Origin of the sequence: Streptomyces sp. Q6, from assembly GCF_036967205.1 — a bacterium.
GTDB classification, from domain to species: domain Bacteria; phylum Actinomycetota; class Actinomycetes; order Streptomycetales; family Streptomycetaceae; genus Streptomyces; species Streptomyces citrinus.
Genome location: NZ_CP146022.1, coordinates 5,441,169 through 5,467,351, shown reverse-complemented (window position 1 = coordinate 5,467,351; position 26,183 = coordinate 5,441,169). Strand labels below are relative to the sequence as shown.

The 26,183-nt window shown below is 69.7% G+C and carries 28 protein-coding genes and 1 pseudogene; 13 read left to right on the top strand and 16 right to left on the bottom strand.

Annotated features, from left to right (window positions below; all coding sequences use genetic code 11):
- Positions 1-379: 379 nt before the first annotated feature.
- Genes V2W30_RS25570 through V2W30_RS25555 form a run of 4 tightly spaced genes read right to left on the bottom strand, consistent with a single transcriptional unit; the run spans position 380 to position 3,071 of the window.
- The gene (locus tag V2W30_RS25570; RefSeq protein ID WP_338700109.1) at positions 380-1,861 is read right to left on the bottom strand and encodes a ThiF family adenylyltransferase; all 1,482 of its coding nucleotides are present in this window, start codon (positions 1,859-1,861) and stop codon (positions 380-382) included.
- Positions 1,851-2,351, bottom strand: coding sequence for a hypothetical protein (locus V2W30_RS25565; RefSeq protein ID WP_338700108.1), 501 nt, complete (start codon positions 2,349-2,351; stop codon positions 1,851-1,853). The genes V2W30_RS25570 and V2W30_RS25565 overlap by 11 nt, the downstream gene beginning before the upstream one ends.
- Complete coding sequence (locus V2W30_RS25560) at positions 2,348-2,791, bottom strand: hypothetical protein (protein WP_338700107.1); 444 nt, start codon at positions 2,789-2,791, stop codon at positions 2,348-2,350. The genes V2W30_RS25565 and V2W30_RS25560 overlap by 4 nt, the downstream gene beginning before the upstream one ends.
- A 16-nt stretch (positions 2,792-2,807) precedes the next feature.
- On the bottom strand, positions 2,808-3,071 hold the full coding sequence (locus V2W30_RS25555; protein WP_338700105.1) for a hypothetical protein: 264 nt from the start codon (positions 3,069-3,071) through the stop codon (positions 2,808-2,810).
- 139 nt (positions 3,072-3,210) lie between these two features.
- Between V2W30_RS25555 and V2W30_RS25550 the strand changes: the two genes are divergently transcribed.
- On the top strand, positions 3,211-3,744 hold the full coding sequence (locus V2W30_RS25550) for a helix-turn-helix transcriptional regulator (RefSeq protein ID WP_338700103.1): 534 nt from the start codon (positions 3,211-3,213) through the stop codon (positions 3,742-3,744).
- The gene (locus V2W30_RS25545) at positions 3,741-4,292 is read left to right on the top strand and encodes an ImmA/IrrE family metallo-endopeptidase (RefSeq protein ID WP_338700101.1); all 552 of its coding nucleotides are present in this window, start codon (positions 3,741-3,743) and stop codon (positions 4,290-4,292) included. Before V2W30_RS25550 ends, V2W30_RS25545 begins: the two co-directional genes overlap by 4 nt.
- A gap of 53 nt (positions 4,293-4,345) precedes the next feature.
- On the opposite strand, the pseudogene V2W30_RS25540 reads toward V2W30_RS25545, so the two are convergent.
- Together V2W30_RS25540 and V2W30_RS25535 are read right to left on the bottom strand one after the other, a co-directional pair.
- A pseudogene (locus V2W30_RS25540) lies at positions 4,346-4,751 on the bottom strand (transposase); the annotation flags it as partial.
- A gap of 199 nt (positions 4,752-4,950) precedes the next feature.
- Positions 4,951-5,550 (bottom strand): hypothetical protein, encoded by a 600-nt coding sequence (locus V2W30_RS25535; RefSeq protein WP_338700099.1) that lies wholly within the window; start codon positions 5,548-5,550, stop codon positions 4,951-4,953.
- A gap of 334 nt (positions 5,551-5,884) precedes the next feature.
- Between V2W30_RS25535 and V2W30_RS25530 the strand changes: the two genes are divergently transcribed.
- A complete protein-coding gene (locus tag V2W30_RS25530; protein ID WP_338700098.1) occupies positions 5,885-7,273 on the top strand; it encodes a hypothetical protein in 1,389 nt (462 codons plus the stop codon).
- A gap of 162 nt (positions 7,274-7,435) precedes the next feature.
- Here the strand turns inward: V2W30_RS25530 and V2W30_RS25525 are convergent, their stop codons facing one another.
- The 3 genes from V2W30_RS25525 to ychF all read right to left on the bottom strand — a co-directional run bounded on the left by V2W30_RS25525 (position 7,436) and on the right by ychF (position 9,531).
- Positions 7,436-7,849, bottom strand: a complete 414-nt coding sequence (locus tag V2W30_RS25525; protein ID WP_081551890.1) for a PIN domain-containing protein — start codon at positions 7,847-7,849, stop codon at positions 7,436-7,438.
- The gene (locus tag V2W30_RS25520) at positions 7,831-8,115 is read right to left on the bottom strand and encodes a hypothetical protein (RefSeq protein ID WP_081551891.1); all 285 of its coding nucleotides are present in this window, start codon (positions 8,113-8,115) and stop codon (positions 7,831-7,833) included. The genes V2W30_RS25525 and V2W30_RS25520 overlap by 19 nt, the downstream gene beginning before the upstream one ends.
- A 327-nt stretch (positions 8,116-8,442) precedes the next feature.
- Positions 8,443-9,531, bottom strand: coding sequence for a redox-regulated ATPase YchF (gene ychF, locus V2W30_RS25515; protein WP_338700093.1), 1,089 nt, complete (start codon positions 9,529-9,531; stop codon positions 8,443-8,445).
- A gap of 167 nt (positions 9,532-9,698) precedes the next feature.
- Between ychF and V2W30_RS25510 the strand changes: the two genes are divergently transcribed.
- The gene (locus tag V2W30_RS25510) at positions 9,699-10,316 is read left to right on the top strand and encodes a DUF6542 domain-containing protein (protein WP_338700091.1); all 618 of its coding nucleotides are present in this window, start codon (positions 9,699-9,701) and stop codon (positions 10,314-10,316) included.
- Positions 10,317-10,360: 44 nt separating this feature from the next.
- On the opposite strand, the gene ppgK is transcribed toward V2W30_RS25510, so the two are convergent.
- Positions 10,361-11,116 carry a polyphosphate--glucose phosphotransferase gene (ppgK, locus tag V2W30_RS25505; protein ID WP_338700088.1) on the bottom strand — a complete coding sequence of 252 codons (756 nt, stop codon included), beginning with the start codon at positions 11,114-11,116 and terminating at the stop codon, positions 10,361-10,363.
- Between the two features lie 29 nt (positions 11,117-11,145).
- On the bottom strand, positions 11,146-12,153 hold the full coding sequence (locus V2W30_RS25500) for a 4-hydroxy-3-methylbut-2-enyl diphosphate reductase (RefSeq protein WP_338700086.1): 1,008 nt from the start codon (positions 12,151-12,153) through the stop codon (positions 11,146-11,148).
- 83 nt (positions 12,154-12,236) lie between these two features.
- On the opposite strand from V2W30_RS25500, the gene V2W30_RS25495 reads away from it, so the two are divergent.
- Positions 12,237-13,676 carry an APC family permease gene (locus tag V2W30_RS25495; RefSeq protein ID WP_338700084.1) on the top strand — a complete coding sequence of 480 codons (1,440 nt, stop codon included), beginning with the start codon at positions 12,237-12,239 and terminating at the stop codon, positions 13,674-13,676.
- Between the two features lie 96 nt (positions 13,677-13,772).
- Here V2W30_RS25495 and V2W30_RS25490 read toward each other — a convergent pair whose 3' ends face one another.
- On the bottom strand, positions 13,773-15,266 hold the full coding sequence (locus V2W30_RS25490) for a choice-of-anchor A family protein (RefSeq protein WP_338700082.1): 1,494 nt from the start codon (positions 15,264-15,266) through the stop codon (positions 13,773-13,775).
- Between the two features lie 116 nt (positions 15,267-15,382).
- Between V2W30_RS25490 and xseA the strand changes: the two genes are divergently transcribed.
- The 3 genes from xseA to V2W30_RS25475 all read left to right on the top strand — a co-directional run bounded on the left by xseA (position 15,383) and on the right by V2W30_RS25475 (position 17,651).
- A complete protein-coding gene (xseA, locus tag V2W30_RS25485) occupies positions 15,383-16,609 on the top strand; it encodes an exodeoxyribonuclease VII large subunit (RefSeq protein ID WP_338700080.1) in 1,227 nt (408 codons plus the stop codon).
- A 14-nt stretch (positions 16,610-16,623) separates the two neighbouring features.
- Positions 16,624-16,908: an exodeoxyribonuclease VII small subunit gene (locus tag V2W30_RS25480; protein ID WP_338700078.1), complete on the top strand. Its 285-nt coding sequence runs from the start codon at positions 16,624-16,626 to the stop codon at positions 16,906-16,908.
- A gap of 152 nt (positions 16,909-17,060) precedes the next feature.
- Positions 17,061-17,651 carry a malonic semialdehyde reductase gene (locus tag V2W30_RS25475; protein WP_338700076.1) on the top strand — a complete coding sequence of 197 codons (591 nt, stop codon included), beginning with the start codon at positions 17,061-17,063 and terminating at the stop codon, positions 17,649-17,651.
- Between the two features lie 81 nt (positions 17,652-17,732).
- Here V2W30_RS25475 and V2W30_RS25470 read toward each other — a convergent pair whose 3' ends face one another.
- Positions 17,733-18,269, bottom strand: a complete 537-nt coding sequence (locus V2W30_RS25470) for a DUF4245 domain-containing protein (protein ID WP_338700074.1) — start codon at positions 18,267-18,269, stop codon at positions 17,733-17,735.
- A gap of 232 nt (positions 18,270-18,501) precedes the next feature.
- Here V2W30_RS25470 and glpX point away from each other — a divergent pair, with 232 nt between their 5' ends.
- Complete coding sequence (gene glpX, locus V2W30_RS25465; RefSeq protein WP_338700072.1) at positions 18,502-19,536, top strand: class II fructose-bisphosphatase; 1,035 nt, start codon at positions 18,502-18,504, stop codon at positions 19,534-19,536.
- Positions 19,537-19,635: 99 nt separating this feature from the next.
- Here the strand turns inward: glpX and V2W30_RS25460 are convergent, their stop codons facing one another.
- Complete coding sequence (locus V2W30_RS25460) at positions 19,636-20,004, bottom strand: WhiB family transcriptional regulator (protein WP_338700070.1); 369 nt, start codon at positions 20,002-20,004, stop codon at positions 19,636-19,638.
- 149 nt (positions 20,005-20,153) lie between these two features.
- Positions 20,154-20,870, bottom strand: a complete 717-nt coding sequence (locus V2W30_RS25455; protein ID WP_338700068.1) for a DUF1707 SHOCT-like domain-containing protein — start codon at positions 20,868-20,870, stop codon at positions 20,154-20,156.
- A 155-nt stretch (positions 20,871-21,025) separates the two neighbouring features.
- Here V2W30_RS25455 and V2W30_RS25450 point away from each other — a divergent pair, with 155 nt between their 5' ends.
- Positions 21,026-22,699: a fumarate hydratase gene (locus tag V2W30_RS25450; protein ID WP_338700066.1), complete on the top strand. Its 1,674-nt coding sequence runs from the start codon at positions 21,026-21,028 to the stop codon at positions 22,697-22,699.
- A gap of 7 nt (positions 22,700-22,706) precedes the next feature.
- Here V2W30_RS25450 and V2W30_RS25445 read toward each other — a convergent pair whose 3' ends face one another.
- Positions 22,707-23,081 carry a VOC family protein gene (locus V2W30_RS25445; RefSeq protein ID WP_338700064.1) on the bottom strand — a complete coding sequence of 125 codons (375 nt, stop codon included), beginning with the start codon at positions 23,079-23,081 and terminating at the stop codon, positions 22,707-22,709.
- A 106-nt stretch (positions 23,082-23,187) separates the two neighbouring features.
- On the opposite strand from V2W30_RS25445, the gene V2W30_RS25440 reads away from it, so the two are divergent.
- From V2W30_RS25440 to V2W30_RS25430, 3 genes are all read left to right on the top strand, one after another.
- Complete coding sequence (locus V2W30_RS25440) at positions 23,188-24,582, top strand: class II fumarate hydratase (protein ID WP_338700063.1); 1,395 nt, start codon at positions 23,188-23,190, stop codon at positions 24,580-24,582.
- Positions 24,583-24,655: 73 nt separating this feature from the next.
- The gene (fomD, locus tag V2W30_RS25435) at positions 24,656-25,327 is read left to right on the top strand and encodes a cytidylyl-2-hydroxypropylphosphonate hydrolase (protein ID WP_338700062.1); all 672 of its coding nucleotides are present in this window, start codon (positions 24,656-24,658) and stop codon (positions 25,325-25,327) included.
- A 132-nt stretch (positions 25,328-25,459) separates the two neighbouring features.
- Entirely contained in the window at positions 25,460-26,152 is a 693-nt protein-coding gene (locus V2W30_RS25430; RefSeq protein WP_338700061.1) for a class I SAM-dependent methyltransferase, read from the top strand.
- Positions 26,153-26,183: the final 31 nt, after the last annotated feature.

Below are 26,183 nucleotides of genomic sequence, written 5' to 3'. Positions count from 1 at the left end.
AAGACGGCCGCCCCGCGCCATTGGGCGCATGCGATCGCGGGGCACCGGAAGACCCACGCCAAGGGCCCGACCCCGAAGAGCCGGACCCTTGCTGACCTGGATGTGTGGTGCGGGGGCAGCGACGTGGTGACGCGTTCCGCTACACGTTGAAGCGGAACTCCACGACAAGGCTCTGAACTGCGGAAATGCAGGCGCATCCCAGCACCATCCCAGCACGGGATCCGCGACAAAGTACAAGAAGATCCAGGGGTGCCAAGATTACAGAGTAGCCGCGCGAAGGCGTGGCGCTCGCTGCGCGATAGCTTCCGGTCACAGTCAACTCCGGACAAGGAAACCGCATGTCCTTACACCACGCCTTTCGACCGGCAGCGACGAGGTGTCAAGGGCGGATGCGTCGGGCTTCTCGGATGAACTTGATGAGAGCAGCGTCCTTCTGGCACACGCACCCAGGGGTGGGAAGCCGGTGGTCGATCATCTGGTCGGGCCGGGGTCCGAAGCGGGTGTCGTACTCGATGCGTCGTGGAGGTCCGCTGACCAGGCCCGTGCTACGTGCGATCCAGGCGCCGACGACCAGGCAAGCGGCCTGCTGGGCCACGAACGCGGCCGAAGGACGGAACCCATCGTCCGCTCTACCGGTCAGCTCGGCCGAGTTGATCAGCCCGCACACCGGCCGTCCGAGGAACTGCCTGACGAGTTCCCGCTGTTGATTGTCCAGGCCTTCCAGGTCCCGTTCGGTCAGGGGCTCCTGCCCGCGGGCGATTCGAGATAGCGGGAGCCCAGTCAGTTCATGCAGTCGCTGCTCCGCGCTCTTCCCGGTGTGGTTGGCCTTGAAGTAGCAGCGCAGGCAGGGGCCGGTGGGCAGTGCCTCGTGCAGGGCGACAGTGGTGCCGACCGGGCCGCCGGTGCTGCCGTCCAGGGTGAGATCGGCCTGCAGCCGCTGCAGGTCGTGCCGGGCCTCGACGCTGTCCAGCCCGCCGAAGACGATTCGGGGCCACGGAAGGGTGCCCGCATCGATGGCCTCGATGGAGTCCTGGATCGTCCCGTGGAACGGGGTCACGTCGATCCGCCGTAGGCGCGCATCGATCAACCGCACCTTCGGCAGGCCCGCAGCCGCGTCGGCCAGGGTGCCGATGCTGTACGAGGTGACGTTCGGTTTCTCGAAGACCTCCCTGTCCACCACCGTCAACTCGCCGGAGATCTGCAGCAGGTCCAGGACCAGGGCGATGCCGGTGCCGATTGCACCGCCCCCGCCCAGCAGCACCTGCTCCAGCGCGGGCAGCGGGGCGACGACGATCCCGGGTTGCTCACCGGGGAGGACGGGGCAGAAGTCCACCACCGGGGTCACCTGGAACGTCCCCTCCCGCAGCCTGGCAACGACCTTGAACGCCTCGCCGGCCAGCATCGCTGCAGTGAGGACCGCGCCCAGGCCGGTGCCGGGCGCGTTGAGCCGGGGGAAAGGATGATCGGTGTGCCGCAGACGGACCCCGTGTCCGTCCGGCGCACCGGCCACCGCAGTACCCAGCGGTGGTGCGGTTCCCACGTGCAGATGCAGGGGCGCCTTGGCCTGGGCCTCGCCGATGCGAAGCGGCCGGTCCGGATCGATCCCGGTCGCCGTGTCCGCCAGCCTGCGGATGAGTTGGTCGTCGAGCCGTCCCGGTCCGCGGCCGGGATCCAGACTCAGCCGGACCGGCCACCGGCGCAGGTCCGCCACCAGTACTTCTAGAGTCTCGGCGGCCGCGGGCAGGTGCCTGTCTGCGGTCAGGTGGATCAGGGTGCCCTCCATCCGCTCCCGCAGGGTGGTCTCTCCTACGCCGGCGGCCAGGCCGCCTAGGCGTACGCTGCGGCTGTAGTCAGTACTCACGGACACCCTCCTCGTCGAACACCACCGTGCGCACCGGGGGCAGCGCCGGGTCGGCAACCGGAGCGGTGCAGGGCACCCAGTCCTGCTCGAAACGCCACCACCCCCACGACACCGGGTCGGCGGGCGGCGCTGTATAGGTCGGGACGACAGCGCTGACGAACCCCGGTACGCGCAGCGAGTACGCGCGGTCGGTCCGCGACAGGAAAGCCTCCTCGGGGTGTGAGTGGATCATCGCCCGCACCTGGTAGGACCGTTCCTCGGCGAAGGTGAACAGCCGGTCGTACGCGACCGCGCTCACCGTGAACAGATCCGGCTCCCGCACGATCCCCGCCGTCCCGGCCACCGCCACGACCCGCACGCACATGTCCGACTGCCCGGTCAGCAGCAGCGCACCGGTCTCCTGGTCGGCCAGCCCGTGGCGCCGAATCTCCTTCAGCACCGGGCCGACCGCACCGGTCGGCAGCGCCAGCTGCCTCGTGTCGGTGGTCATCCGGCACGCCTCCCGTCAACGCGATCGATGTCGTCCTGCACGTTCTCCACCACGTACAGGAAGGGATTGCCGGTGCTCCGCCAGGAATGCGGCCCCCTGCTCCACTCGGAGTGGAGCCTCTGACCTTCGGCGGTGAACGGCTTGCACACGTCGTTGGAGTCGTAGCGATAGCCATCCACTCCCGGCCACGCACTGCGGGCTCCGACTCCGGAGGCGCCAATCGACTCGACGAAGACGAGGGAGGGCGGCCGGTCCGGATAGACCGTCCACTCGATCCGGGCGATAAACGCTGCGCGCTCACCGTTGAGCGGCTGTACCTCGGCCCAGAACAGGCCGTCGGGGTCCTGGTCGCGGCGGTGGAGACGGCCAGCGGTCGAGGAGAGGAACTCCTCGACCGCCGGGACGTCGCCCGCCAGCCGCAGACGGCTTTCGAGATCCACGACTGACTCCCGAGCTCTAGCCGTTGGTGGTCTCGGTTCGCAGCTTCAGGTGCAGGGCCCTGGCGTGCCCGGCCAGTTCGCCCACCGTCGCCTCGGGCGGGACCTCGTGCCCGTCGAAGAACAGGTAGTAGCGGGTGGTGCCGTCGCTGCCGAAGCCGAAGGCGATGAGCGCGTCGGACAGGACGCTCGTGGCGGTCACCTGCGGGGCGTAGTCGTGCTGGTACGGGTGCCCGGCGAGGGCGGACGTCACCGTGGTCTTGATCTCCTGGGGCTGGGGCATACCGATCTCCTAAGTCCTTCGAGGCTGCTACGGGAGAGCCCTGCTGATTCAGCAAAGCGTCACTGCGTCTCCAGTGTGATCACCTGGGGTCGATGCAGTCAAGCTTCATCGCCGTATTGCTGCGCGCTACGCTGCCCGTATGAGCCCCGACCGGAGCCAGCTCCCTCTCCCGGACCCCGAAGAGACCGGACCGGACGCTGTCGAGCAATTCGACGTCGCCGAACTCGGACGCCTCCTGAAGGAACACCGCGGCCCCCTCTCCCTCCGGCAGGCCGCCGCCGAGGCGGGCGTCAGCTTCAGCACCCTGACCAGGGTCGAAGCCGGCGCTCAGCCCGACCTCGCCACCTTCACCCGCCTCTGCGCCTGGCTCGGCGTCGCCCCGAGCCGCTTCTTCACCCCGACCGCCACCCGCGAGATCTCGCCCCTCGACCAGGCCATCACCCACCTCCACGCAGACCCCCGGCTCACCGACGACGCGGCGAACAAGATCAGCTCCGTTCTGCGCGACCTCTACGACGCCCTCGCGAAGGAGGCGGTCCCCGCCGTACCCGCCCTTGCCTGCCACCTCCGGGCTGCCTCGGTGCTGCGTCCTGGCGCCCCCCAGCGGCTCGCCGACCTGCTCACCGACATGAACACCGAACTCGAACGACTCGTCGAAGCAGGCGAACTGTGACCCTCCCCCGAGGCTTCAAGGCCAACGCCGAACGAGAAGCCCTCCGAGTGCGCCGCGAACTCGGCCTCAGCGACACCGATGTCCTGAACGTCGACGACCTCGCCGACCACCTCAAGGTCAAGATCGTCAGCGCCGAGAAGCTCGTCAGCCGCACCCGCCTCGAAGAACTCGAACGGGTCCAGGCGTACGCCTTCTCCGCCGCGACCTTCCAGGTCTCCGGCAGGAACATCGTCGTCACCAACCCGCTCCGAACCCCGGGCCGCAGGGCCAGCGACGTGGCCCACGAGCTCTCCCACCTCTTCCTGAAGCACGACCTCACCGAGATCCGCGAAGTCAACGGCATGCCCTTCAGGACCTGCCGCCCCGACGAGGAAGAACAAGCCACCGCCTTCGGCGGAACACTCATGCTTCCCCGCCCCCTGCTGCTCGGCGCAGTCCGCCGCCAGTGGGGGCCGGCGCAGATCGCCGAGCACTACGGCGTGACCGAGGAGATGGCCCGGTACCGGTACAACACCACTGGGGTGGCCAAACAGATCCGAGGCCGCTGACGGCGCTGTCGGTCTGCCGCTTGCCGCCGGGGGTTGCGCGGGGCGGGCACGTCCCGCAGCACATCCGCCCACGACTCGCTCGACTCGCGCAGGCCCTCGGCCAGCGCGATCAGCTCCTTGGAGCCGTCCAGGCGCATCAGCACCAGCACGCAAGGTCCGCCTGGCCCAGGCGGACCTTGAGACACACAGGATCGGCCCATACGGAGACGTAGTCGGCCGGCGACAGGTCGCGGGTCTGGAAGGCAGCGTGGTCATCGCCCGACGACAACCGAGGCACTGCTCCAACGCGGGCATGAAGTCTCCGGAATACAGGCCGTGCAGATAAGGCAGCGGCAGCACGCCGGGGATCTTCGGCCACTTGCGGCAACTCAGCGGCAGAACCTTCGAGGAGATCCGCTTACGCTCGCCGGTGGTGGCATCGACGCGTTTGTCGTTCACCCGCGGCGCGGCGACTTCCACCAGCCGAACCCACGCCTGGCAAGCCGCCAGCAACGTACTGGCCAGCTACTGCGGCAATCGAATCGACCTCGGCGGATTCCACCTGAAAACACGAGTGACCCACCGAAACTAAACCAGAGGAACCGCAACGCAGGTGCACATACAGAAACCGATAGACGGACAGGAGAAACCCGGCTTCCTACCGCGGTGATCGCCGTGGTCAAGGTTCGACAGGCCAGAGGCGGCGCATCAACCGCCTCTGGTGTCGACGATGCCGTAATGCGGTGCCATTCAGGTGCGCTTGGGCTTCGAGCGTGAATCTGTGGATGGCGCCCTCAAGCCGACGACATTCGTCGTGAACTGTCATCGGCCGCCCATGGATTCGAGACATGGTGCCTGCATGTTCCGGCGTCGCTGTCAGGAGCATGCGCGTCGATTTGGCGTGTTGATCGATGAGGAGGGCTGCGTAGGCGAGCTCGTCAGGTCCTTCAAGGAACACCAAGGCGGCTGGTTCATCCAAAGGATTAGCTCGGGCGGTGGCCGCGATCGCCTCGCGCCGCTGCTCCTCCTCTGCAGGGCTAAGCGGCTCGCCGGCAGCGCGCGCCAGTTGTATCTCCGTGGCGTGAGCGAGAGCCTCCGCAATGTCCGCCTTGTGCCGCCGGGCCGCTGTGAGAAATGCGGCATAGACCTCGCGCTGTTGCTGACGGCGGACGGCGTCCACGCTCCCGCGCCCCTGGGCGCTCCCCGCGGCGTAGGCCGCTGCAGCGGCCAAAATGGCGGTGGGGGTGGTGATGAGCGTGGCTGTGACGGCGGGATCCATGACAGGTGATGATGCCGCACGGCCATGGCCATGGGAAAAACACGGTCAGAGCCCCATGGGAGAGGTTCGATCGGGCCGCATGTGGGCCTTGCGAGGCTGGCCGACTGTCGACGACGACAGACCGGTCGGCCGATAGCTGATCCCGGAGTCCTCCATCAAGTCTTCCCAGCGCGGGAGGCGGTCGCATCAGTCCCAGAAGAACTGTTCTCGCCGTTAGCGCGCCTTCCGGTACCTCTCATCCGAACGAGGGGTCCTCTCAGCGGCCGCGAATTCCCGCAGGGGCAGCGGGCATTGTCGCCGGGGACAGCGCACCGAGGGAACGGCGGGAGGCTACATGGACCAGGCCCTCAACGAGCGGCAGCGGGTCGTGCTCGACTGGGTGGGCCAGGGGTGTCCCGAAGGAGTCTGGCCGGACAGCACGTACAAGACCAGCGGACAGGCCCTGCAGAACCGAGGGCTCATCAAAGTCACCAAGCGCCGCGGGCATTGGAGCGCCCACCTCACCGAGAAGGGGCGGCAGCATCTCACCGAACGCGGCATCCTCCCCGTGGAGCAGAGCACCCGACCACCGGAACGTCCCGCCCGAAAACCGGCACCGCCGCGCCCCAGAGCCGCACCGAACGCCCGTACGAACTACGCGGACCAACTACTCGAAGAACTGGCCGCGAACGATGGCTGTCTCATCAAGCCCATCGAATCCGGCCCGCACGCAGTGAATTGGACGTCACGGGTCAACGCCGCCCGCAAGTCCGGCAAGATCCCCCACACGCAGGAACTCTACGGATACCGCACCCACCGCGGCTACGAAATCAAGCTGGTCGACATCCCTGCCTGGCGCCTCGCTGAACTCACCCCGCTCCCCGTGCCGGCCAGACTCACCAAACCCCATGCCGTCGTGGCCGCCCTTCAAAAGCAGCCGCAGCCCATGGGCCTGACCAAACCCCTCCAGGGCCGAGCCCTGCGCATCATCCAGACCCTCATCGCCGCCACCGAAGCACAGGGCCATAAGGCAGCGCTCGGAACCACACAGGGCGCGCCCCCGCCCCATCGCCGCCGTAAGGCGCCACCGCATTTCACCATCACCGCCCAAGGCGAAAGTGTCGGATTCCTCGTCCTTCAAGAACAAGACCGCAGCGAACACGTCCCCACGGACAAGGAACTCGCCGACGCCAAGAAATACTCATGGATGCGCATTGCCCGCTTCGACTACACCCCCTCCAGCCGCCTGCGTTTCATGCTCCGCGGGGGCAGCCCGCACCGCGCCAGCGAATGGGCCGACCTCCCCGACCGGCCGCTGGAAGACCAACTCGCCGAGATCGTGCAAGAGGTCGGCCTGCGCGGCGAAGCCGCGGAACGTAAACGTCTTGCAGACCAGCAAGCCAGAGAGGTGCAGCAAAAGCGGTGGGAAGCCGTCATGCAGGAAGCCCGCGCCGCCTACGCCCACGCCTATCGCGTCAAACACCTCGGAGAACAGGCAGACGCCTGGCACAAGGCCAACCACCTGACCGAATACGTCACAGCAGTACGCGACCGCGCCACATCACTGCCGCCCGGACAGGAACGGACCGAGATCGAGGCGTGGCTCGCATTCGCGGACGCGCACCTCCAACACCTCACCGAATCCGCCTCAGCACCAAAGCTGCCCACACCGCCGAAGCCCAGCGGCGACGACCTCAAGCCCTTCCTCGGCCACTGGAGCCCCTACGGGCCCCGCTCCTACTGAGGCTTGGCTCCGCCCGCGACCTACGGAATTCACCACGAGGCGGAAGAGCGGCACCATAGCGGCGGATCGCCGGTTACCGAAACCGGAGATCCACCGAATACTTCGAGCTCCACCGCCACTCACTGACCAACCGTCGAAAGGCAGAAAGCCGACCAGGGGAGCTCACACCGCCACGAGCCGGACCCGCTCACCGCACAGCTTGGCCATGTCGTCGATATCGGAAGTCAGCATGACCACGGGACGGTGCTGCCGCAGCGCCGCCTCGGCGACCGCCGCATCGATCGCGTACTTGTGCCCGTGCAACCCGGCATTCATCAGCAACTTCGAGGCCGCCCTCGCCTCCTCGTCACCCACCGGGACGACCCGCAGCCCGGAAAGCACCCAATTCAGGCGGGACTTGTTCGTACGGGCATGGACCGCTTCGATGATGGTGAGCGCACTGATCACGACCTCCATGCCGCGCGAGCGTGCCTCGGCGATCAGAGCCACCACCTGCTCGTCGTCGGCGAGCAGCTTCGAGAGTCCCTCGCTGTCGAGGACCAACGTCCCCTCGTGACTCAGCCTGCGGCGGGCCACTCCGCCTCCTCGGCGAACACCTCGTCGAAGACCTGCCGCGCCCTCTGCCGAGCCGGTTCGGAGACGGGCCCCTTGCGGCTCTCGTAGTCCGCCAGGTACTCGTCCAGGACCTGCCCGCGCAGCTCGCGCTCGACCGCCTCGGTGATGAACGCGGAGAACTCCCGCTTCCCCACCCGCGCCCGGATCGCCTCCGCGGTCCCTTCGGGCAGCGACAGGCTCACCCGCGTCGCCGGACCTTCCCCGATGCTGTACGTCGTCTCACCCATACCCCGAGTGTGTCAAACGAGTAGGAAAAGTGCTACGCCCGAATCCTCGTGGCATCCCAGGGTCGTGAAGAAGACGTGCGGATAAAACCTCTCCCGCCCACCCCGCGCACCGAGCAGATCACTCCCCAAAACCCAGCACGGGCTTCTCATCCCCTCCCAGCACGATCCCAGCACGGTACGGATGACCAGGGATGACGACAGGTGACGAGGGGTCAGCTATCCCAGCACCATCCCAGCACGGGAAAAACTAAGGGCCCGACCCCGAAGAGTCGGACCCTCACTGACCTGCATGTTTGCCAGATCAGCGACGTGGTGGTAAGTCAGCGGCTACACATTGAAGCGGAACTCCACCACGTCGCCGTCCTGCATGACGTACTCCTTGCCCTCCATGCGCGCCTTGCCCGCCGCGCGGGCCTCGGCGACCGAGCCCGTCTCGACCAGGTCCGCGAAGGAGATGACCTCGGCCTTGATGAAGCCCTTCTGGAAGTCGGTGTGGATGACACCGGCCGCCTCGGGGGCCGTCGCGCCCTTCTTGATCGTCCAGGCGCGGGATTCCTTGGGGCCGGCCGTCAGGTAGGTCTGGAGGCCCAGGGTGTCGAAGCCGACGCGGGCCAGGGTCGCGAGGCCCGGCTCCTCGGCGCCGACCGACTCCAGGAGCTCCATGGCGTCCTCCTCGTCGAGCTCGGCGAGGTCCTGCTCCAGCTTGGCGTTCAGGAAGATCGCCTCGGCCGGGGCGACCAGGGCGCGCTGCTCGTCCTTGAAGGTGTCGTCGGTCAGCTCGTCCTCGTCCACGTTGAAGACGTAGAGGAAGGGCTTGGTGGTGAGGAGGTGCAGGTCGTGGAGGAGTTCCTCGTTGCCGCTGCCCTGGACGATGCCCGCCGAGAAGAGCGTGTCGCCCTTCTCCAGGATCTCCTTGGCCGCCTCGACCGCCGCCACCTTCGGAACGATGTCCTTCTTGATGCGCGACTCCTTTTGGAGGCGCGGCAGGACCTTCTCGATGGTCTGGAGGTCGGCGAGGATCAGCTCGGTGTTGATCGTCTCGATGTCGTCCTTGGGCGAGACCTTGCCGTCGACGTGCACGACGTTCTCGTCCTTGAAGGCGCGGATGACCTGGCAGATCGCGTCCGACTCGCGGATGTTCGCCAGGAACTTGTTGCCCAGGCCCTCGCCCTCGCTCGCGCCGCGCACGATGCCCGCGATGTCGACGAAGTCGACCGTGGCCGGGAGGACCTTCTGGGAGGAGAAGATCTCGGCCAACTTGGTCAGCCGGGTGTCCGGGACGCCCACGACGCCGACGTTGGGCTCGATCGTGGCGAACGGGTAGTTGGCCGCGAGCACGTCGTTCTTGGTCAGGGCGTTGAACAGGGTCGACTTGCCGACATTCGGCAGACCGACGATTCCGATCGTGAGCGACACGTTGCGACTTCCCGTACAAGAGGTGAGGTGTGGGCGATCCACCAGTCTACGGCCTCGCCGCTCCCGCACCGGCGACGTATCGAACACCCGCCCCAACCTCAGTCAAGCTCGTCCAAAGCGCGTGTCCCGCGGCCTATTCCACACATAAGCCCACCTATGTTGGGCCTGTGGAGCAACCCAGGACGCGTCCCGCGCAATCCCGACCCCGTCGCACGGCCCCCCTGCCGCCGCAGGCGCAGGGCGAGGCCCCCGGTGAGCGTGCCGCCGCCCCGGCGGAGTCCGCCACCGTCTACCGGGCCGCGGGCAAGGCCCGCCGGCCCGTGCCGCCCGTCGTGCAGGCGCTGCGCCGCTTCCCGAACCCCCGGCTCACGGGGCTGGGCAGCGGGCTGTTCTGCGCGGGGACGATGCTGGCCCTCGGACTGCTCGACGGGCTGCTGTTCGCAGGCTCCGCCGCCGTGTACGGGGTGTTGTTCCTGCTGGTCAGCGGGCTCACCGCGGGTTGGGTGCGGAAGGCCGACCTGGTGACGGCACCGATCGTCGTACCGATCGCGTTCGCCGTCGGTACGGTACCGATCGCCGACGGGGCGGGCGGGTTCGGCGCCCAGGCGATGGGCGTGGTGACGGCCCTCGCGATGAACGCGGGCTGGCTCTACGGCGGCACGCTCATCGCCGGTGTCGTGGTGATCGTGCGCAAGGTGCGGCTGATGGCCCGGCGGGCGGCGCAGCGGCGGGCCGGTCAGGTGCCCGCCAAGAAGGCCCCGCAGCCCCGCCGCCGTACCGCGTGACCCGAGGGACGGCTGTGGCCCACTGATCCGCGGTTCCTGTCGTGCTACGCGCGCGACGCCGTCATCGCCGCTCCCACGATCCCCGCGTTGTTCTGCAACTGGGCCGGGACGATCTCCGCCTTGATCTCCCCGGTCTCCTCGATCAGCGGCAGGAACTTGTGTGCCTTGCGGCTGACGCCGCCGCCGATGATGAACAGCTCCGGCGAGAACAGCATCTCCACATGGGCCAGGTACTTGGTGACCCGCTTGGCCCAGTGCTCCCAGCTCAGGTCGTGGTCCTCCTTGGCCTTGGTGGAGGCGCGGTGCTCGGCGTCGTGGCCGTCGAGTTCGAGGTGGCCGAGCTCGGAGTTGGCGACGAGGACGCCGTCGCTGAACAGGGCCGAGCCGATGCCCGTACCGAAGGTGAGCAGCAGGACCGTGCCCTTGCGGCCGCGGCCGGCGCCGAACTGCATCTCGGCGACGCCCGCCGCGTCCGCGTCGTTGAGGATCGTGACCGGCAGGCCGCCGAGCTTCTCGCCGAGCAGGGCGCGGGCGTCGACGTCGATCCAGCTCTTGTCGACATTGGCGGCGGTACGGATCGTCGAGCCGCCGGTGACGACGCCCGGGAAGGTGATGCCGACCCGGTCGCAGCCGCCCCCGAAGTGGTCGACGACCTCTCTGACCCCGTCGGCCACCGCGTCGGGTGTGGCCGGGTGCGGGGTCAGTACCTTGTACCGCTCCTGCGCGAGATCCCCGCGCTCCAGGTCGACCGGAGCGCCCTTGATCCCGGATCCGCCGATGTCCACGCCGAAGATCTGCATGGGTCCACGCTACGACGGGACGCGCGCGGTCACTTCTCGGAGGTGCGCTCCTCGATGAGGGCGGCGGCCTCGGCGCGCAGGTCGCGGCGCAGTTCCTTGGGCAGCGAGAAGGTGATGGACTCCTCGGCGGCCTTCACGATCTCCACGTCCGCGTAGCCGCGCTGCGACAGGTATTCGAGGACCTCCTCGACGAGGACGTCCGGCACGGAGGCACCGGAGGTGACACCGACCGTCGTGACGCCCTCCAGCCAGGACTCGTCGATCTCGCTCGCGAAGTCGACGAGGTACGCCTCCTTGGCGCCCGCCAGCTTCGCGACCTCGACGAGGCGCACGGAGTTCGACGAGTTGCGCGAGCCGACGACGATGACGAGATCGGCCTCGGCGCCCATCTGCTTGACCGCGAGCTGACGGTTCTGCGTGGCGTAGCAGATGTCGTCGCTGGGCGGCGAGATCAGGCCGGGGAACTTCACCTTCAGGGCGTCGACGGTCTCCATCGTCTCGTCGACGGAGAGCGTGGTCTGGGAGAGCCAGACGACCTTCTCCGGGTCGCGGACCTCGACCTTGTCGACGTCGTGCGGACCGTCGACGAGGGTGATGTGGTCGGGGGCCTCGCCGGAGGTGCCGATGACCTCCTCGTGGCCCTCGTGGCCGATCAGGAGGATGTCGAAGTCGTCGTTGGCGTAGCGGATCGCTTCCTTGTGGACCTTCGTGACCAGCGGGCAGGTCGCGTCGATGGTGGCGAGCTTGCCGCGCTCGGCCTCCTGGTGGACGGTCGGCGCGACACCGTGCGCGGAGAACATCACGATCGATCCCTCGGGGACCTCCTCCGTCTGCTCGACGAAGACGGCGCCCTTCCGCTCCAGGGTCTGCACGACGTACTTGTTGTGCACGATCTCGTGGCGGACATAGATCGGGGAGCCGTACTGCTCCAGGGCTTTCTCGACGGCGATCACGGCACGGTCCACACCGGCGCAGTAGCCACGGGGGGCGGCGAGCAGGACGCGGCGGGAGCCGGTGGTAGCAGTCATGCTCCCCATCGTAAGGCCGACCCCGGGAGGCCAAAGATCCCCCGTCTGGGGAGACTGGGAGCCTGTGCGATCACGCCGTCAACGGAGGACCGATGTCCACACACGCCGCTCCCGACGCCACCGGCGAGGTCCCGGACGGCTCGCTCCGCCGGGACCTGGGCTTCCGTGACCTCGTCGTCTACGGGCTTCTCTTCATCGCTCCCATGGCGCCCGTCGGCGTCTTCGGCACCCTGGACGCGAAATCGCACGGCGCGGTCGCGCTCGTCTACATCGTGGCGACGGTCGCGATGGCGTTCACCGCTTTCAGCTACGCGCAGATGGTGCGGGTCGCCCCGCGCGCGGGCTCGGTGTACGCCTACGCGCGCGTCGGGCTCGGCAAGGGGCCGGGGTTCATCGCGGGCTGGATGGCGATGCTCGACTACCTGCTCATCCCCGCGGTGGCGTACCTCTTCTCCGGGATCGCGATGAACTCGCTGGTCCCCTCGGTCTCCCGGTGGGTGTGGACGGCGCTCGCGGTGGTGATCACCACGCTGCTCAACCTGTGGGGCGTGCGGGCGGCGGCCCGGGTCGGCTTCGCGGTCCTGGCGCTGGAGATCGTGGTGCTGCTGGTGTTCGTGGTGTCGGCGATCGTGGTCCTCGCGCGCGACGGGGCCCAGCGCGGCTGGCTGTCGCCGCTGTCGGGCGACGGGACGCAGGGCGCGTTCGCGCTGTCCGCGGTGATCGGCGCGGTCTCCATCGCCGTCCTCTCCTATCTGGGCTTCGACGCGATCGCCACGTTCGCGGAGGAGGTCACGGGCGGCTCGGCGAAGGTGGCGCGGGCGGTGCTGTTCTGCCTGGCGCTGACCGGTGTCCTGTTCGTGGCGCAGACGTACCTGGTGGCGCTCCTGGAACCGACGACGTCGGCGCAGCTCGCGAACGACCCGGGGTTGCAGGGTTCGGCGTTCTACGACGCGGTCGATTCGTCCGTCGGGGGCTGGCTGCACGATCTGGTGGCGGTGAGCAAGGCGATCGGCGCGGCGTTCGCGGCTCTGGCCGGGCAGGCCGCGGCGGGCCGGCTGCTGTTCGCGATGGCCCGCGACCGCCGCCTGCCGAAGGCGCTGTCCCGGACGAACTCGGGCGTGCCGCGCCCCGCGCTGCTCGTCGCCGCGCTGATCACGCTGGTCGCGGCGGTGTGGGCGGCCAGCCGCGACGACGGCATGGACCATCTCGTCTCGGTCGTCGACATCGGCGCCCTGACCGCCTTCACGCTGCTGCACGCCAGCGTGGTCGGGTACTTCGCGGTACGGCGCCGGGGCGGGCCCGTGATCTGGTGGCGGCACGTCCTGCTGCCGGTCCTGGGCGCGGCGATCACGGTCGCGGTGATCGTGGAGGCGTCCGGCGCGGCACAGGTGGTGGGCGCGATCTGGCTGGTGGTGGGGCTTGTGGTGCTGTTCGTTCAACGGGGGCGGGTGGCCGACCCGCAGGACCCGGTGCAGCCGACGGACCCGACGGACCCGACGAGCTCGGTGGGGCCGACGCCGCCGGCTCCGTGAAGGCCGTGAGGCCATCGGCGGCGGGGCCGGACCGGCTCACCCCGCCGCCGCACCGGCCCCGCCCCCACCTCACCCGCCCCACCGAACCGCCCCGCCTCAGTGCGCCCGGCGCCTGCGGCCCGCCCAGAGCATGACTCCGGCACCCGCGCCGACCGCGCCGGATGCGATCACGCCGAGCAGGCGCAGATGGCGCCCGGCGCCGGTGTTCGCGAGGGTGGGGCCCGTGGGGCTCGGGGCCGGGGTGGACGGCACGACGACGGCCGGGGCCGTCGGGGTCGGCGTCGAGGGTGCGGGTGTCGAGGGCGTCGACGGCGTCGACGGCGTCGGCGTCCCGGGCGAGGGGGCCGAGGTCGGCTCGGTGGGCGAGGGAGTGGGGGTCGGGGTCGGCGTCCCGGGCGAGGGGGCCGAGGTCGGCTCGGTCGGCGAGGGAGTGGGGGTCGGCGTCGGCGTCGGGGATCCGTTCGCGCCCATCCCCTCGCACGACAGGTCCGCCGCGAACGGGAAGTAGTGGATCTCCCCCGCGTTCACGTCCGTACGCCCGTCCGCCGCGAGCGGCCCGGCGACCAGGGACTTCACGATGATGTCGCCCTCCATGTTGGAGGCGTCGAGGTCGGTGAGGTCGGCGCTCGGGGCGAAGACCGTGCCCTCGATGGTGTCGCCGTCGGCGACGGTGATGGAGGTGGCGTCGGGGAAGTTCCAGAGCATGGAGGGCGCGGCGGCGCCGCCCGCCCCGGCGAGGGTCGGGGTGTGCCAGGTGAAGTCGCCGCCCTCGTCGGTGGTGTCGACGACGACGAGGAACGGGGTGTCCGCGGTGGGCGGGTTCGTGAACGTCAGGTCGCCGATGTTGTTCAGGTTCGCGCCCGTGATGTGCAGGACGTTCGTGATGCCCTCGGTGAGGGTGACCTTGAGGTTGGCGTTCGCGGGCACGGTGTCCTGGTCGGCCAGCGGGGTGCCGTTGCCGTCGCGGAGCACGACGTTGTCCGTGCAGCGGGCCATCTCCTGGGCGCGTTCCCGGTAGGTGGTGAACAGCGCGGGGAAGTCCATCAGGTCCGCGGGGCCGACGGACGACGCCGGTTGCGTGGTGGTCAGCTCGATGCGCGGGGTCGCGTCGTAGGAGCGGCCGGTGGCGTCGATGTGGGTGTGCACGATGGCGCCGTTCTGGTCCCGGTTCAGAGCCTGGCTGCCGGTCATGTCGCCGATCTTCACGTACGCGTCGCGCAGGACCTTCAGGACTCCGGTGGGGCTGCTGCCCGCGTAGTCGACGCTTCCGCCGACGAGGAGGGCGGTGGGCTCGGAGTCGCCGGGGGCGGTGTAGCCGCCGGTGTGGTTGAGAGCCACGTTGTAGCCGTCGCCGAAGCGGAGGTCGCCGCCGATCGCGACCGGCCCCTCGGACTCGGTGCTGCCCAGGGTCGCGTTCTGTTCGGTCACGACCCCGAAGCCGTTGTTGCCCGCCACGGGGTTGCCGATGGTGAGGGTGTCCTTGACGGCCAGGGGGGTCCCGGCGCCGGCCGTGCCCGGCAGGGAGAGGGCGAGGCACAGGGTGCAGGCCGCGCCCGCCGTCAGGGCGAGCGTCTTCGTCGCACGTGTCATCCCGCGACGCTAGGGGCGGGCCCGCGCCCGCCCGCGTATGTGGGCGGCGCGCCCCGGGAAGACAACCGGATCGTCGTATTCCCGGCGATGTCGGTACCGGCGACTACGCTCGCCCCATGGCTGCCAACACGTCTCCGGACGCCCCCCTCCCCGTGGGCGAGGTCTCCCGTCTCATCGGCGGCTGGATCGACCGGCTCGGCGCGGTGTGGGTCGAGGGGCAGATCACGCAGTTGTCCCGCAGGCCGGGCGCCGGCGTCGTGTTCCTGACGCTGCGCGATCCGTCGTACGACATCTCGGTCTCGGTCACCTGCTACCGGCAGGTGTTCGACGCGGTGGCGGACGTGGTGCGCGAGGGCTCGCGGGTCGTCGTGCACGCGAAGCCCGAGTGGTACGCGCCGCGCGGCCAGCTGTCGCTGCGCGCCGCCGAGATCAAGCCGGTCGGAGTCGGGGAGCTGCTCGCCCGGCTGGAGCAGTTGAAGAAGTCGCTGGCGGCGGAGGGGCTGTTCGCGGCGGACCGCAAGAAGCCGCTGCCGTTCCTGCCGCAGCTCATCGGCCTGGTCTGCGGTCGCGCTTCGGCGGCCGAGCGGGATGTCCTGGAGAACGCGCGGCACCGCTGGCCCGCCGTCCGCTTCGAGGTGCGCAATGTCCCGGTGCAGGGCGTGCACGCGGTGACCCAGGTCGTCCAGGCGGTCAAGGATCTGGACGCGCGGGACGACGTGGACGTGATCGTCGTGGCGCGCGGCGGCGGCAGCGTGGAGGACCTGCTGCCGTTCTCCGACGAGCAGCTCGTACGGGCCGTGGCCTCCTGCCGGACGCCCGTCGTCTCCGCGATCGGCCACGAGCCGGACAATCCCTTGCTCGACTACGTGGCCGACCTGCGCGCCTCCACCCCGACCGACGCGGCGAAGAAGGTCGTGCCGGACGTCGGCGAGGAGTACGAGCGGGTGCGGTTCCTGCGGGACCGGGCGCGGCGCAGCGTGGAGGGTCTCATCGACCGGGAGGAGCGCGGGCTCGCGTCGGCGCTCGCCCGTCCGTCGATGGAGGATCCGCACCGGATGATCGACGAGCGTGAGCAGCAGATCGCGGCGCTGGCCGAGCGCGGCCGCCGCACCCTCGGCCACCTCCTGGACCGCGCCGAGTCCGAGCTGACCCACACGCACGCGCGCGTGGTCGCCCTCTCCCCGGCGGCCACGCTCAAGCGCGGGTACGCGGTGTTGCAGAAGGCGGACGGGCATGTGGTGCGCGCGCCGGACGAGGCGGCGCCCGGCGACGAGCTACGGGCCCGGGTCGCCGAGGGCGAATTCACCGTACGCGTCACAGAACCAGCAGCGAACGAAGCGTGAGGACGGACAGCAGCATGGCCACGAAGACGGCACAGACGGCCGACGAGGCGCTCGGCTACGAGCAGGCGCGGGACGAACTGATCGATGTCGTACGGCGGTTGGAGGCCGGCGGCACGTCCCTGGAGGAGTCGCTCGCGCTGTGGGAGCGGGGCGAGGAGCTGGCGAAGGTGTGCCGGCGCTGGCTGGACGGGGCGCGGGCCCGGCTCGACGCGGCGCTGGCGCACGACGCCGAGGGAGAGGACGGCGAGGGCGGCGGGGGTGGCGAGGGTGGCGAGGACGGCGCCGACGAGGAGGTCTGAGGGCCCGGCGGGGTGCTTGTGAACAGGGTCACGAGAGGTTTTGTTGAAAGTTGAACCTCATCGGCGTACTGTCGTGACCGTCGGCAGGTCAGACGATCGCGCCGGCATTCGTATCGAAGTTCGTTTCGAAGTCGCACCGAGAAGGTTGATCGATGTCTCTCGTTCTTGACCCCGCCGCTCAGGACCTGCTCTTCCGCGAGGCCCGCACCGCGAACACCTTCACCGACGAGCCGGTGACCGACGAGCAGATCCAGGCGATCTACGACCTGGTCAAGTACGGCCCGACCGCCTTCAACCAGTCGCCGCTGCGCATCACCCTGGTCCGCTCCCCCGAGGCCCGCGAGCGCCTCGTGCGGCACATGGCCGAGGGCAACCAGCCGAAGACCGCCGCCGCCCCGCTGGTCGCGATCCTCTCCGCGGACAACGAGTTCCACGAGGAGCTGCCGCAGCTCTTCCCGCACTTCCCGGCCGCCAAGGACGCGTTCTTCTCCGAGCGCCCGGTCCGTGAGGGCGCCGCCGCCCTGAACGCGACGCTCCAGGCCGCGTACTTCATCATCGGTGTGCGCGCCGCGGGTCTCGCCGCCGGTCCGATGACCGGGCTCGACTTCGCCGGTGTCCAGAAGGAGTTCCTGGACGACGACCACACCCCCCTGATGGTCATCAACATCGGCAAGCCCGGCGAGAACGCCTGGTTCCCGCGCTCCCCGCGCCTGGAGCTCGACCAGGTCATCACCACCGTCTGAGCCACCGGCGTCCGTAGACGCACAGGAAGAGGGGCTCCCGGCATCGCGCCGGGAGCCCCTCTTCGCGTGCGTCCGGGACGGCTACGCGGCCGTCGCCCTCTTCATCTTCAGGGCGTCGGCCATCCGCGCCAGGCCGTCGAATCCCGCGGTGCCGGTGACCACGGTCGTGGCGCCGTTCTTCTCCAGCACCAGGGCGTCGTACTTCTCGCCCTTGTAGCGCTGCCACGTCTCACCGGCGATGCGCTGCGTGCGGCTGGTCTTCTCGGCGCCCTGACTCGCCTCGTCGATGAACCGGGACGGCCGGTCCGTCGACTGCTCGACGGCGACGTACTGCCCGTCGGGGTCGAGGAAGCCCAGGTGCCAGGACTCGTTCGACTCGCCCTGGTAGCGCACGGACGTCGGCTTCCACGCCTTCGGCAGGCCCTCGGGAGCGGCCACCGGGTACGACGCCGCACGGCGGGCCGTCAGCAGCTCGATCCTGTAGTCCACGCGCTTGATCGGCGTCTTCTGCGACTCGTCGTGCGGGACGAAGATGTAGATCACGCCGGCCGCGACGACGCAGGCGCCGAGGGAGAGGACGAGACTCCCGACCGTTTTCTTGCCGTTTCTAGCTGCCACGCGCCCCATCGTCGCAGGTCCCCCGATGATCTCCGCCGGGAGGTCCGGAAACGTCCGGTCTGACATGCACTCGCCCGCTCATCCGTGGGGCACCCTGCTCACATTGTCGGACTGGCGATAGAGTCACCCCCACACACCCTCGTCCGCCCGCCCGTCGCCGACCACCGCCCTTCGGGCGCTCCTCCTTTTTTGTCGCAACCCGGTGAAATCCGGAACAGAAAGGTGCGTCTCGATGACCGAGCATCACCAGCTTCCGTCCGAACTCGAGGTCCCCTCTGAGGCCCCCGACCGCAACCTCGCCCTGGAACTCGTCCGGGTCACCGAAGCGGCGGCGATGGCCGCGGGCCGCTGGGTCGGCCGCGGTGACAAGAACGGCGCGGACGGCGCGGCCGTCCGCGCCATGCGCACGCTCGTCTCCACCGTGTCGATGGACGGTGTCGTCGTCATCGGCGAGGGGGAGAAGGACGAGGCCCCGATGCTCTTCAACGGGGAGCGCGTCGGTGACGGCACCGGCGCCGAGTGCGACATCGCCGTCGACCCGATCGACGGCACGACCCTGACCGCGAAGGGCATGCCGAACGCGGTGGCCGTGCTCGCCGCCGCCGACCGCGGCACGATGTTCGACCCGTCCGCCGTGTTCTACATGGACAAGCTGGCGGCCGGCCCCGAGGCCGCGGACTACGTCGACATCAACGCCCCGGTGGCCGTCAACATCCGCCGCGTCGCCAAGGCGAAGAAGGCCTCCCCCGAGGACGTCACCGTCGTCATCCTCGACCGGCCGCGCCACGAGGGCATCATCAAGGAGGTCCGCGAGGCCGGCGCCCGGATCAAGCTGATCTCCGACGGCGACGTCGCGGGCTCGATCCTCGCCGTCCAGGAGGAGAGCGGCGTGGACCTGCTGCTCGGCATCGGCGGCACCCCCGAGGGCATCATCTCGGCGTGCGCGATCAAGTGCCTCGGCGGCGTGATCCAGGGCAAGCTGTGGCCCAAGGACGACGAGGAGCGCCGGCGCGCGCTCGACGCCGGGCACGACCTGGACCGGGTGCTGTCCACGGACGACCTGGTCTCCGGCGAGAACGTCTTCTTCGTCGCCACCGGCATCACCGACGGCGAGCTGCTCCCGGGCGTGCGCTACGGCTCGGAGCGCGCCCACACCTCGTCCCTCGTGATGCGGTCCAAGTCGGGCACCATCCGCCGGATCGACTCCACGCACCGGCTGAGCAAGCTGCGCGCCTACAGCTCGATCGACTTCGAGCGCGCCAAGTGAGCCACGCGCGGTGAGCCGCACCGCGTGACGGTCGTCCGTACGTGAGGGAGGGCGCCCGCGGTCCGCGGGCGCCCTCGACGCGTTCGGGCCGGTACGCCGCTACCCGGCCGCCGCGATCGTGTGGGCCGCCTTCTTCAGCTCCACGTCCCGGCGGCGGCGCCGGGCGAGGACGACGCGGCGCTCGGCGGCGGTGAGGCCGCCCCACACCCCGTACGGCTCCGGCTGGACCAGGGCGTGCTCACGGCATTCGACCATCACGGGGCAGCGCGCGCAGACCCGCTTGGCCGCCTCTTCGCGCGCCAGGCGCGCGGCGGTGGGTTCCTTGGATGGGGCGAAGAAGAGGCCCGCCTCGTCGCGCCTGCACACGGCCTCCGTGTGCCACGGTGCGTCCTGATCCCTGTCCTTCAGCGGCACCCGCTGCTGCGGAACGGTGGCGACCTGCAGGGACTGATGCGGCGGATGCAGCACGGTCTACTCCTGACGACGGCTTACGACGGCTTTCGCGAGCGAGAGACGATGCAGCAAGCTCTACCCGCTGTGTCGACGCCTATGCACTGAGTTCCGAAGCACGGAAGTTCCCCCGTGCATACGGGAGTTCGCCGCCGGAGCGCGACCGGTCAGTCGAGGTGCTTGCGCAGCTGCTTGTCGACGTACCGGCCGACGTACTTGTGGAGGTCCTTGACCAGCTTGCCGCGCTTGGGCTTCGCCTCGATGTTGCCCAGGACCGCGACGCCGTCCACGTAGACGACGGGGGCCTCGGCCTCGGTCGCGTCGAGCGTGTCCACCTCGAAGTTGCCGAGGACGCCGCCGCCGCTGCCGCGCAGCGAGATGTTCTCGGGGACGGTGATCTCCACGTTCCCGAAGACGGAGACCGCTTTGATGTAGATCTGCGGGTACTCGAAGATCGCCTCGCTGAGGTCGATCTCCACGTTGCCGAACACGGCGTACGCGTGCGTGCGGCGGCCCACGCGCCAGCGGCCCCGGCGGGTGGTGCTGCTGAACACCGCCACCAGGTTCTCGCCGGGCAGCTGCGGGATCGCGCCGGGCGCCGGCTGGTTCGGCGGCGGCCCGTGCGGGACGGACGGGCGCGGGGTGTGGGCGCCGGGCAAGTCCCTGACCAGCGGCTCCAGTTCGCCCACGGTCTTGGCGCGGTAGACGCCCTCGACCCGCTCCGCGTGCTCCTCCGCGTCGATCCGGCCCTCGGCGAGCGCCTCGCGCAGGATGTCCGCGACCCGGTCCCGGTCGGCGTCGGACGCGCGGAGGGCGGCGGGCTCGACAGGCTCCGCGGGTTGCGGGGCGGGGGCGGTCGGCTGGGGTCGCTTGTGAAGGTCCACGGCAGCAGCGTACCGAAACGCGATAGATCGCGACAGTCCCGCGGAAGGGCGAACTGAGCCTTACCTCACAGGTCCGGCGCGTCCGCCAGGTTCTACGCTGGTTGGCGCTGCCAACGGATGCCAGCTGCTACCCGGCCGAAAGAGGAATGGGCGAGATGCCTGAGTTCGCGTACACCGATCTGCTCCCCCAGGGCGAGGACACCACCCCGTACCGCCTGGTGACCTCGGAGGGCGTCTCCACCGCCGAGGGGCCGGACGGCCGTACGTTCCTGAAGGTCGAGCCCGAGGCGCTGCGCAAGCTCGCCGAGGAGGCGATCCACGACATCCAGCACTACCTGCGCCCGGCCCACCTCGCGCAGCTGCGCCGCATCGTCGACGACCCCGAGGCGTCGAACAACGACAAGTTCGTGGCGCTCGACCTGCTGAAGAACGCGAACATCGCGGCGGCCGGCGTGCTGCCGATGTGCCAGGACACCGGCACCGCGATCGTCATGGGCAAGCGGGGCCAGAACGTGCTGACCGAGGGCCAGGACGAGAAGGCGCTCTCCCGGGGCATCTACGACGCCTACAAGAACCTGAACCTGCGCTACTCGCAGATGGCCCCGCTGACCATGTGGGACGAGAAGAACACCGGCTCCAACCTCCCGGCGCAGATCGAGCTGTACGCGACCGACGGCGGCGCCTACAAGTTCCTCTTCATGGCGAAGGGCGGCGGCTCGGCCAACAAGTCGTTCCTCTACCAGGAGACGAAGGCCGTCCTGAACGAGGCCTCCATGATGAAGTTCCTGGAGGAGAAGATCCGCTCGCTCGGCACCGCCGCGTGCCCGCCGTACCACCTCGCCATCGTGGTGGGCGGCACGAGTGCCGAGTACGCGCTGAAGACCGCCAAGTACGCCTCCGCGCACTACCTGGACGAGATCCCGAGCGAGGGTTCCGAGCTGGGCCACGGTTTCCGTGACAAGGAGCTGGAGGAGAAGGTCTTCGAGCTGACGCAGAAGATCGGGATCGGCGCGCAGTTCGGCGGCAAGTACTTCTGCCACGACGTGCGCGTGGTGCGCCTGCCGCGGCACGGCGCGTCCTGCCCGGTCGCCATCGCCGTGTCCTGCTCGGCCGACCGCCAGGCCGTCGCGAAGATCACCGCCGAGGGCGTCTTCCTGGAGCAGCTGGAGACGGACCCGGCGCGCTTCCTGCCGGAGACCACCGACGAGCACCTCGAGACCGAGGGCGACGTCGTGCGCATCGACCTGAACCAGCCGATGGACGCGATCCTCGCCGAGCTCACCAAGTACCCGGTGAAGACCCGCCTCTCGCTGACCGGCCCGCTGGTCGTGGCCCGCGACATCGCGCACGCCAAGATCAAGGAGCGGCTCGACGCGGGCGAGGAGATGCCGCAGTACCTGAAGGACCACCCGGTGTACTACGCCGGTCCGGCCAAGACCCCCGAGGGCTACGCGTCCGGCTCCTTCGGCCCGACGACGGCCGGCCGCATGGACAGTTACGTCGCGCAGTTCCAGGCCGCCGGCGGCTCGAAGGTGATGCTCGCCAAGGGCAACCGCTCGCAGCAGGTCACCGACGCGTGCGACGCGCACGGCGGCTTCTACCTCGGCTCCATCGGCGGCCCGGCCGCGCGCCTCGCGCAGGACTGCATCAAGAAGGTCGAGGTCGTCGAGTACGAGGAGCTCGGCATGGAGGCGGTCTGGAAGATCGAGGTCGAGGACTTCCCGGCGTTCGTCGTCGTCGACGACAAGGGCAACGACTTCTTCCAGAACCCGGCCCCGGAGCCGACGTTCACGCACATCCCGGTGCGCCAGGGCTCGCAGCTGTCGTAGGGGCCGCTCAGGCGCCCGGCAGGAACAGGCAGAACGGGTGGCCGTGCGGATCGCGCAGCACCCGCACGTCCTTCTGCGGCTGGTACGCCTCCAGCGTCGCCCCGAGCGCGCAGGCCCGCTCCGTCTCGGCCTCCAGGTCGTCCACCTGGAGGTCGAGGTGCGCCTGCATCTGCTGGGTGCCGGGGCGCTGCGGCCAGACCGGCGCGGTGTGATCGGCCTCCAGCTGGAAACCCAGACCGGGACGCTCACGGCCCGGCTCGCCGAGTCGCACCCACGCGGGATCGCGCTCGATCTCCTCCCAGCCGAGCAGCGCGCGGTAGAAGTCGGCCAGGGCCGACGGGTCGGGAGTTCCCAGAACATATCCACCCAGAGTTGTCGTCATGGCCCACGGGTGCCCACGACACCGGCACGCCATACGGACGGAATACCGGCCGGGTGAGCGACGCTGGCAGGGACGGGGGCACGACGACACGAGGAGGACCACGGCCATGCCGAACGACGCCGGATTCCGGATCGAGCACGACTCCATGGGCGAGGTGCGGGTCCCCGCCGACGCCAAGTGGCGTGCGCAGACGCAGCGCGCGGTGGAGAACTTCCCCGTCTCCGGGCAGCGTCTGGAGCGCGCCCACATCGAGGCCCTCGCCCGCATCAAGGGCGCCGCCGCGAAGGTCAACGCGGACCTCGGCGTCCTCGACAAGGACATCGCCGACGCCGTCGCGGACGCGGCGGCCGAGGTCGCCGAGGGCCGCTGGGACGACGAGTTCCCCGTCGACGTGTTCCAGACCGGCTCGGGCACGTCCTCCAACATGAACACCAACGAGGTGCTCGCCACGCTGGCCACCGAGCGCCTCGGCCGCGACGTGCACCCCAACGACCACGTCAACGCCTCGCAGTCGTCGAACGACGTGTTCCCCTCCTCGATCCACATCGCGGCGACGGCCGCCGTCACCCATGACCTGATCCCGGCGCTCGAACACCTCGCGGCGTCCCTGGAGCGCAAGGCGGCCGAGTTCGCCGATGTCGTGAAGTCGGGCCGCACCCATCTGATGGACGCGACGCCGGTCACCCTCGGCCAGGAGTTCGGCGGGTACGCGGCGCAGGTCCGCTACGGTGTCGAGCGGCTCACCGCCTCGCTGCCCCGGCTCGCCGAACTCCCCCTGGGCGGCACGGCGGTCGGCACCGGCATCAACACGCCCCCCGGGTTCTCGGCCGCCGTCATCGCGGAGGTCGCGCGGGCCACGGGCCTGCCGCTGACCGAGGCCCGCGACCACTTCGAGGCGCAGGGCGCGCGCGACGGGATCGTGGAGACCAGCGGGCAGCTGCGCACCATCGCCGTCGGCCTCACGAAGATCGCCAACGACCTGCGGTGGGCCGCGTCCGGCCCGCGCACGGGGCTGGCCGAGATCAACCTGCCCGACCTCCAGCCCGGTTCGTCGATCATGCCGGGGAAGGTGAATCCGGTCATTCCCGAGGCGACCCTGATGGTCGCCGCGCAGGTGATCGGTAACGACGCGACGGTGGCCACGGCGGGCGCCGCGGGCAACTTCGAGCTGAACGTCATGCTGCCGGTCATCGCCAAGAACGTGCTGGAGTCGATCCGGCTGCTCGCGAACGTCTCCCGGCTCCTCGCCGACCGCACGGTCGACGGCATCACCGCCAACCGCGAACGGGCCCGCGAGTACGCCGAGTCCTCCCCCTCCGTGGTCACGCCGCTCAACAAGTACATCGGCTACGAGGAGGCCGCCAAGGTCGCCAAGAAGTCCCTCGCGGAGCGCAGGACGATCCGCGAGGTGGTCCTCGACGGCGGATACGTGGAGCGCGGCGACCTCACCGTCGAGCAGCTCGACGAGGCGCTGGATGTCCTGCGGATGACCCGCCCGTAACAGCGGGTGGCGTCCTGACGCATTCGTGACGCGGACCGCTGCGTCGTATGCCCTTGGCACCTAATATCTGCGCATGACAGACGACTACCGCAGCGGCGAGGGGCGCTGGGCGCCCGGGGAGCCGATCCTGTGGCGCTACCGCGCCAACGGCGGCGACGGCTTCCACATCTGCCGTCCGGTCACCGTCGTCGAGGACTCCCGCGATCTGCTCGCCGTATGGATGGCACCCGGCACGGAGTGCGTGAAGCCGGTGCTCGCCGACGGCACGCCGGTGCACCGCGAGCCGCTCGCCACCCGCTACACGAAACCGCGTGCGCTCCAGCGCGACCACTGGTTCGGCGCGGGCGTCCTGAAACTGGCGCGCCCCCACGACCCGTGGTCGGTCTGGCTGTTCTGGGACCAGGACTGGACGTTCCGGAACTGGTACGTGAATCTGGAGCAGCCGCGCGTGCGCTGGTCGGGCGGCGTGGACTCCGAGGACCACTTCCTCGATCTGTCGGTGTACGCGGACCGCAGCTGGCGCTGGCACGACGAGGACGAGTTCGCGCAGGCCCAGGCCGTGGGGCTGATGAGCGCGGGACAGGCCGAGTCCGTACGGGAGGCGGGGCGGGCGGCGGTCGAGGCGATCGAGCGGTGGGACAGGCCGTTCTCGGACGGCTGGCAGCACTGGCGGCCCGATCCGGGATGGCCGGTCCCGGCGCTTCCCGCCGACTGGGACCGTACGCCCGCGCACGTGTCCTCATGAGACCCTTGATGCGCCCCCATGGGGGAAACGTAGGATCGTCCTCCGCAAGTGCACAGGAAGGCGCACAGAGTCGCGCGGGATTCGTCACAGCCGACAACTCTTTGCGTGCGCCGCAGGTCTGACACGATGTCAATGAGGCCATCGAGGGGCGGCGGGACCGTGAACGTGGGTGGAACGGGCAGGACGGACCGGTCGGGACAGGCCGCGGCGTTCGACGCGATCGGCGGGCGCTACGACGAGGCCTTTCCGCACAAGGAAGGCCAACTGGCCGCCGTGGAGCGGATGCTGGACGGCCTCGGGCCCGCACCCCGGGTGCTCGACGTGGGCTGCGGCACGGGCGTTCCGACGTCCCGCCAGCTCGTCGACGCGGGCGCGCGGGTGGTCGGCGTCGACCTGTCGGCGGGCATGCTGGAGCTGGCCAGGAAGAACGTGCCGGAGGCGGAGTTCCACCACGGCGACCTGACCGACCTGACCGCCCAAGGCCCCGACGGTGTCGGCGAGTTCGACGCCGTCACCTGTTTCTTCACCCTGCTGATGCTGCCGCGCGCGGAGATCCCGGGCGCGCTGCGACTGCTGCACTCGTTGCTGCGGCCCGGTGGCCGGTTGGCGTTGTCGATGGTCGAGGCCGATCTGGACGACGCGGAGATTCCGTTCCTGGGGAACACAATCCGGGTATCGGGATTCCTGCGGGCCGAGCTTCATCAGGTCGTACGCGACACGGGCTTCGAGATCACCGGGGCGGAGACGTACGCGTACGCTCCGGCGAGCCCCGACGCCCCACCCGAGCACCAGCTGTTTCTCAACTGCCGGCGCACCGGCCAGTGACACGGCGCGCAGCCCCGGACGGACGGATTCG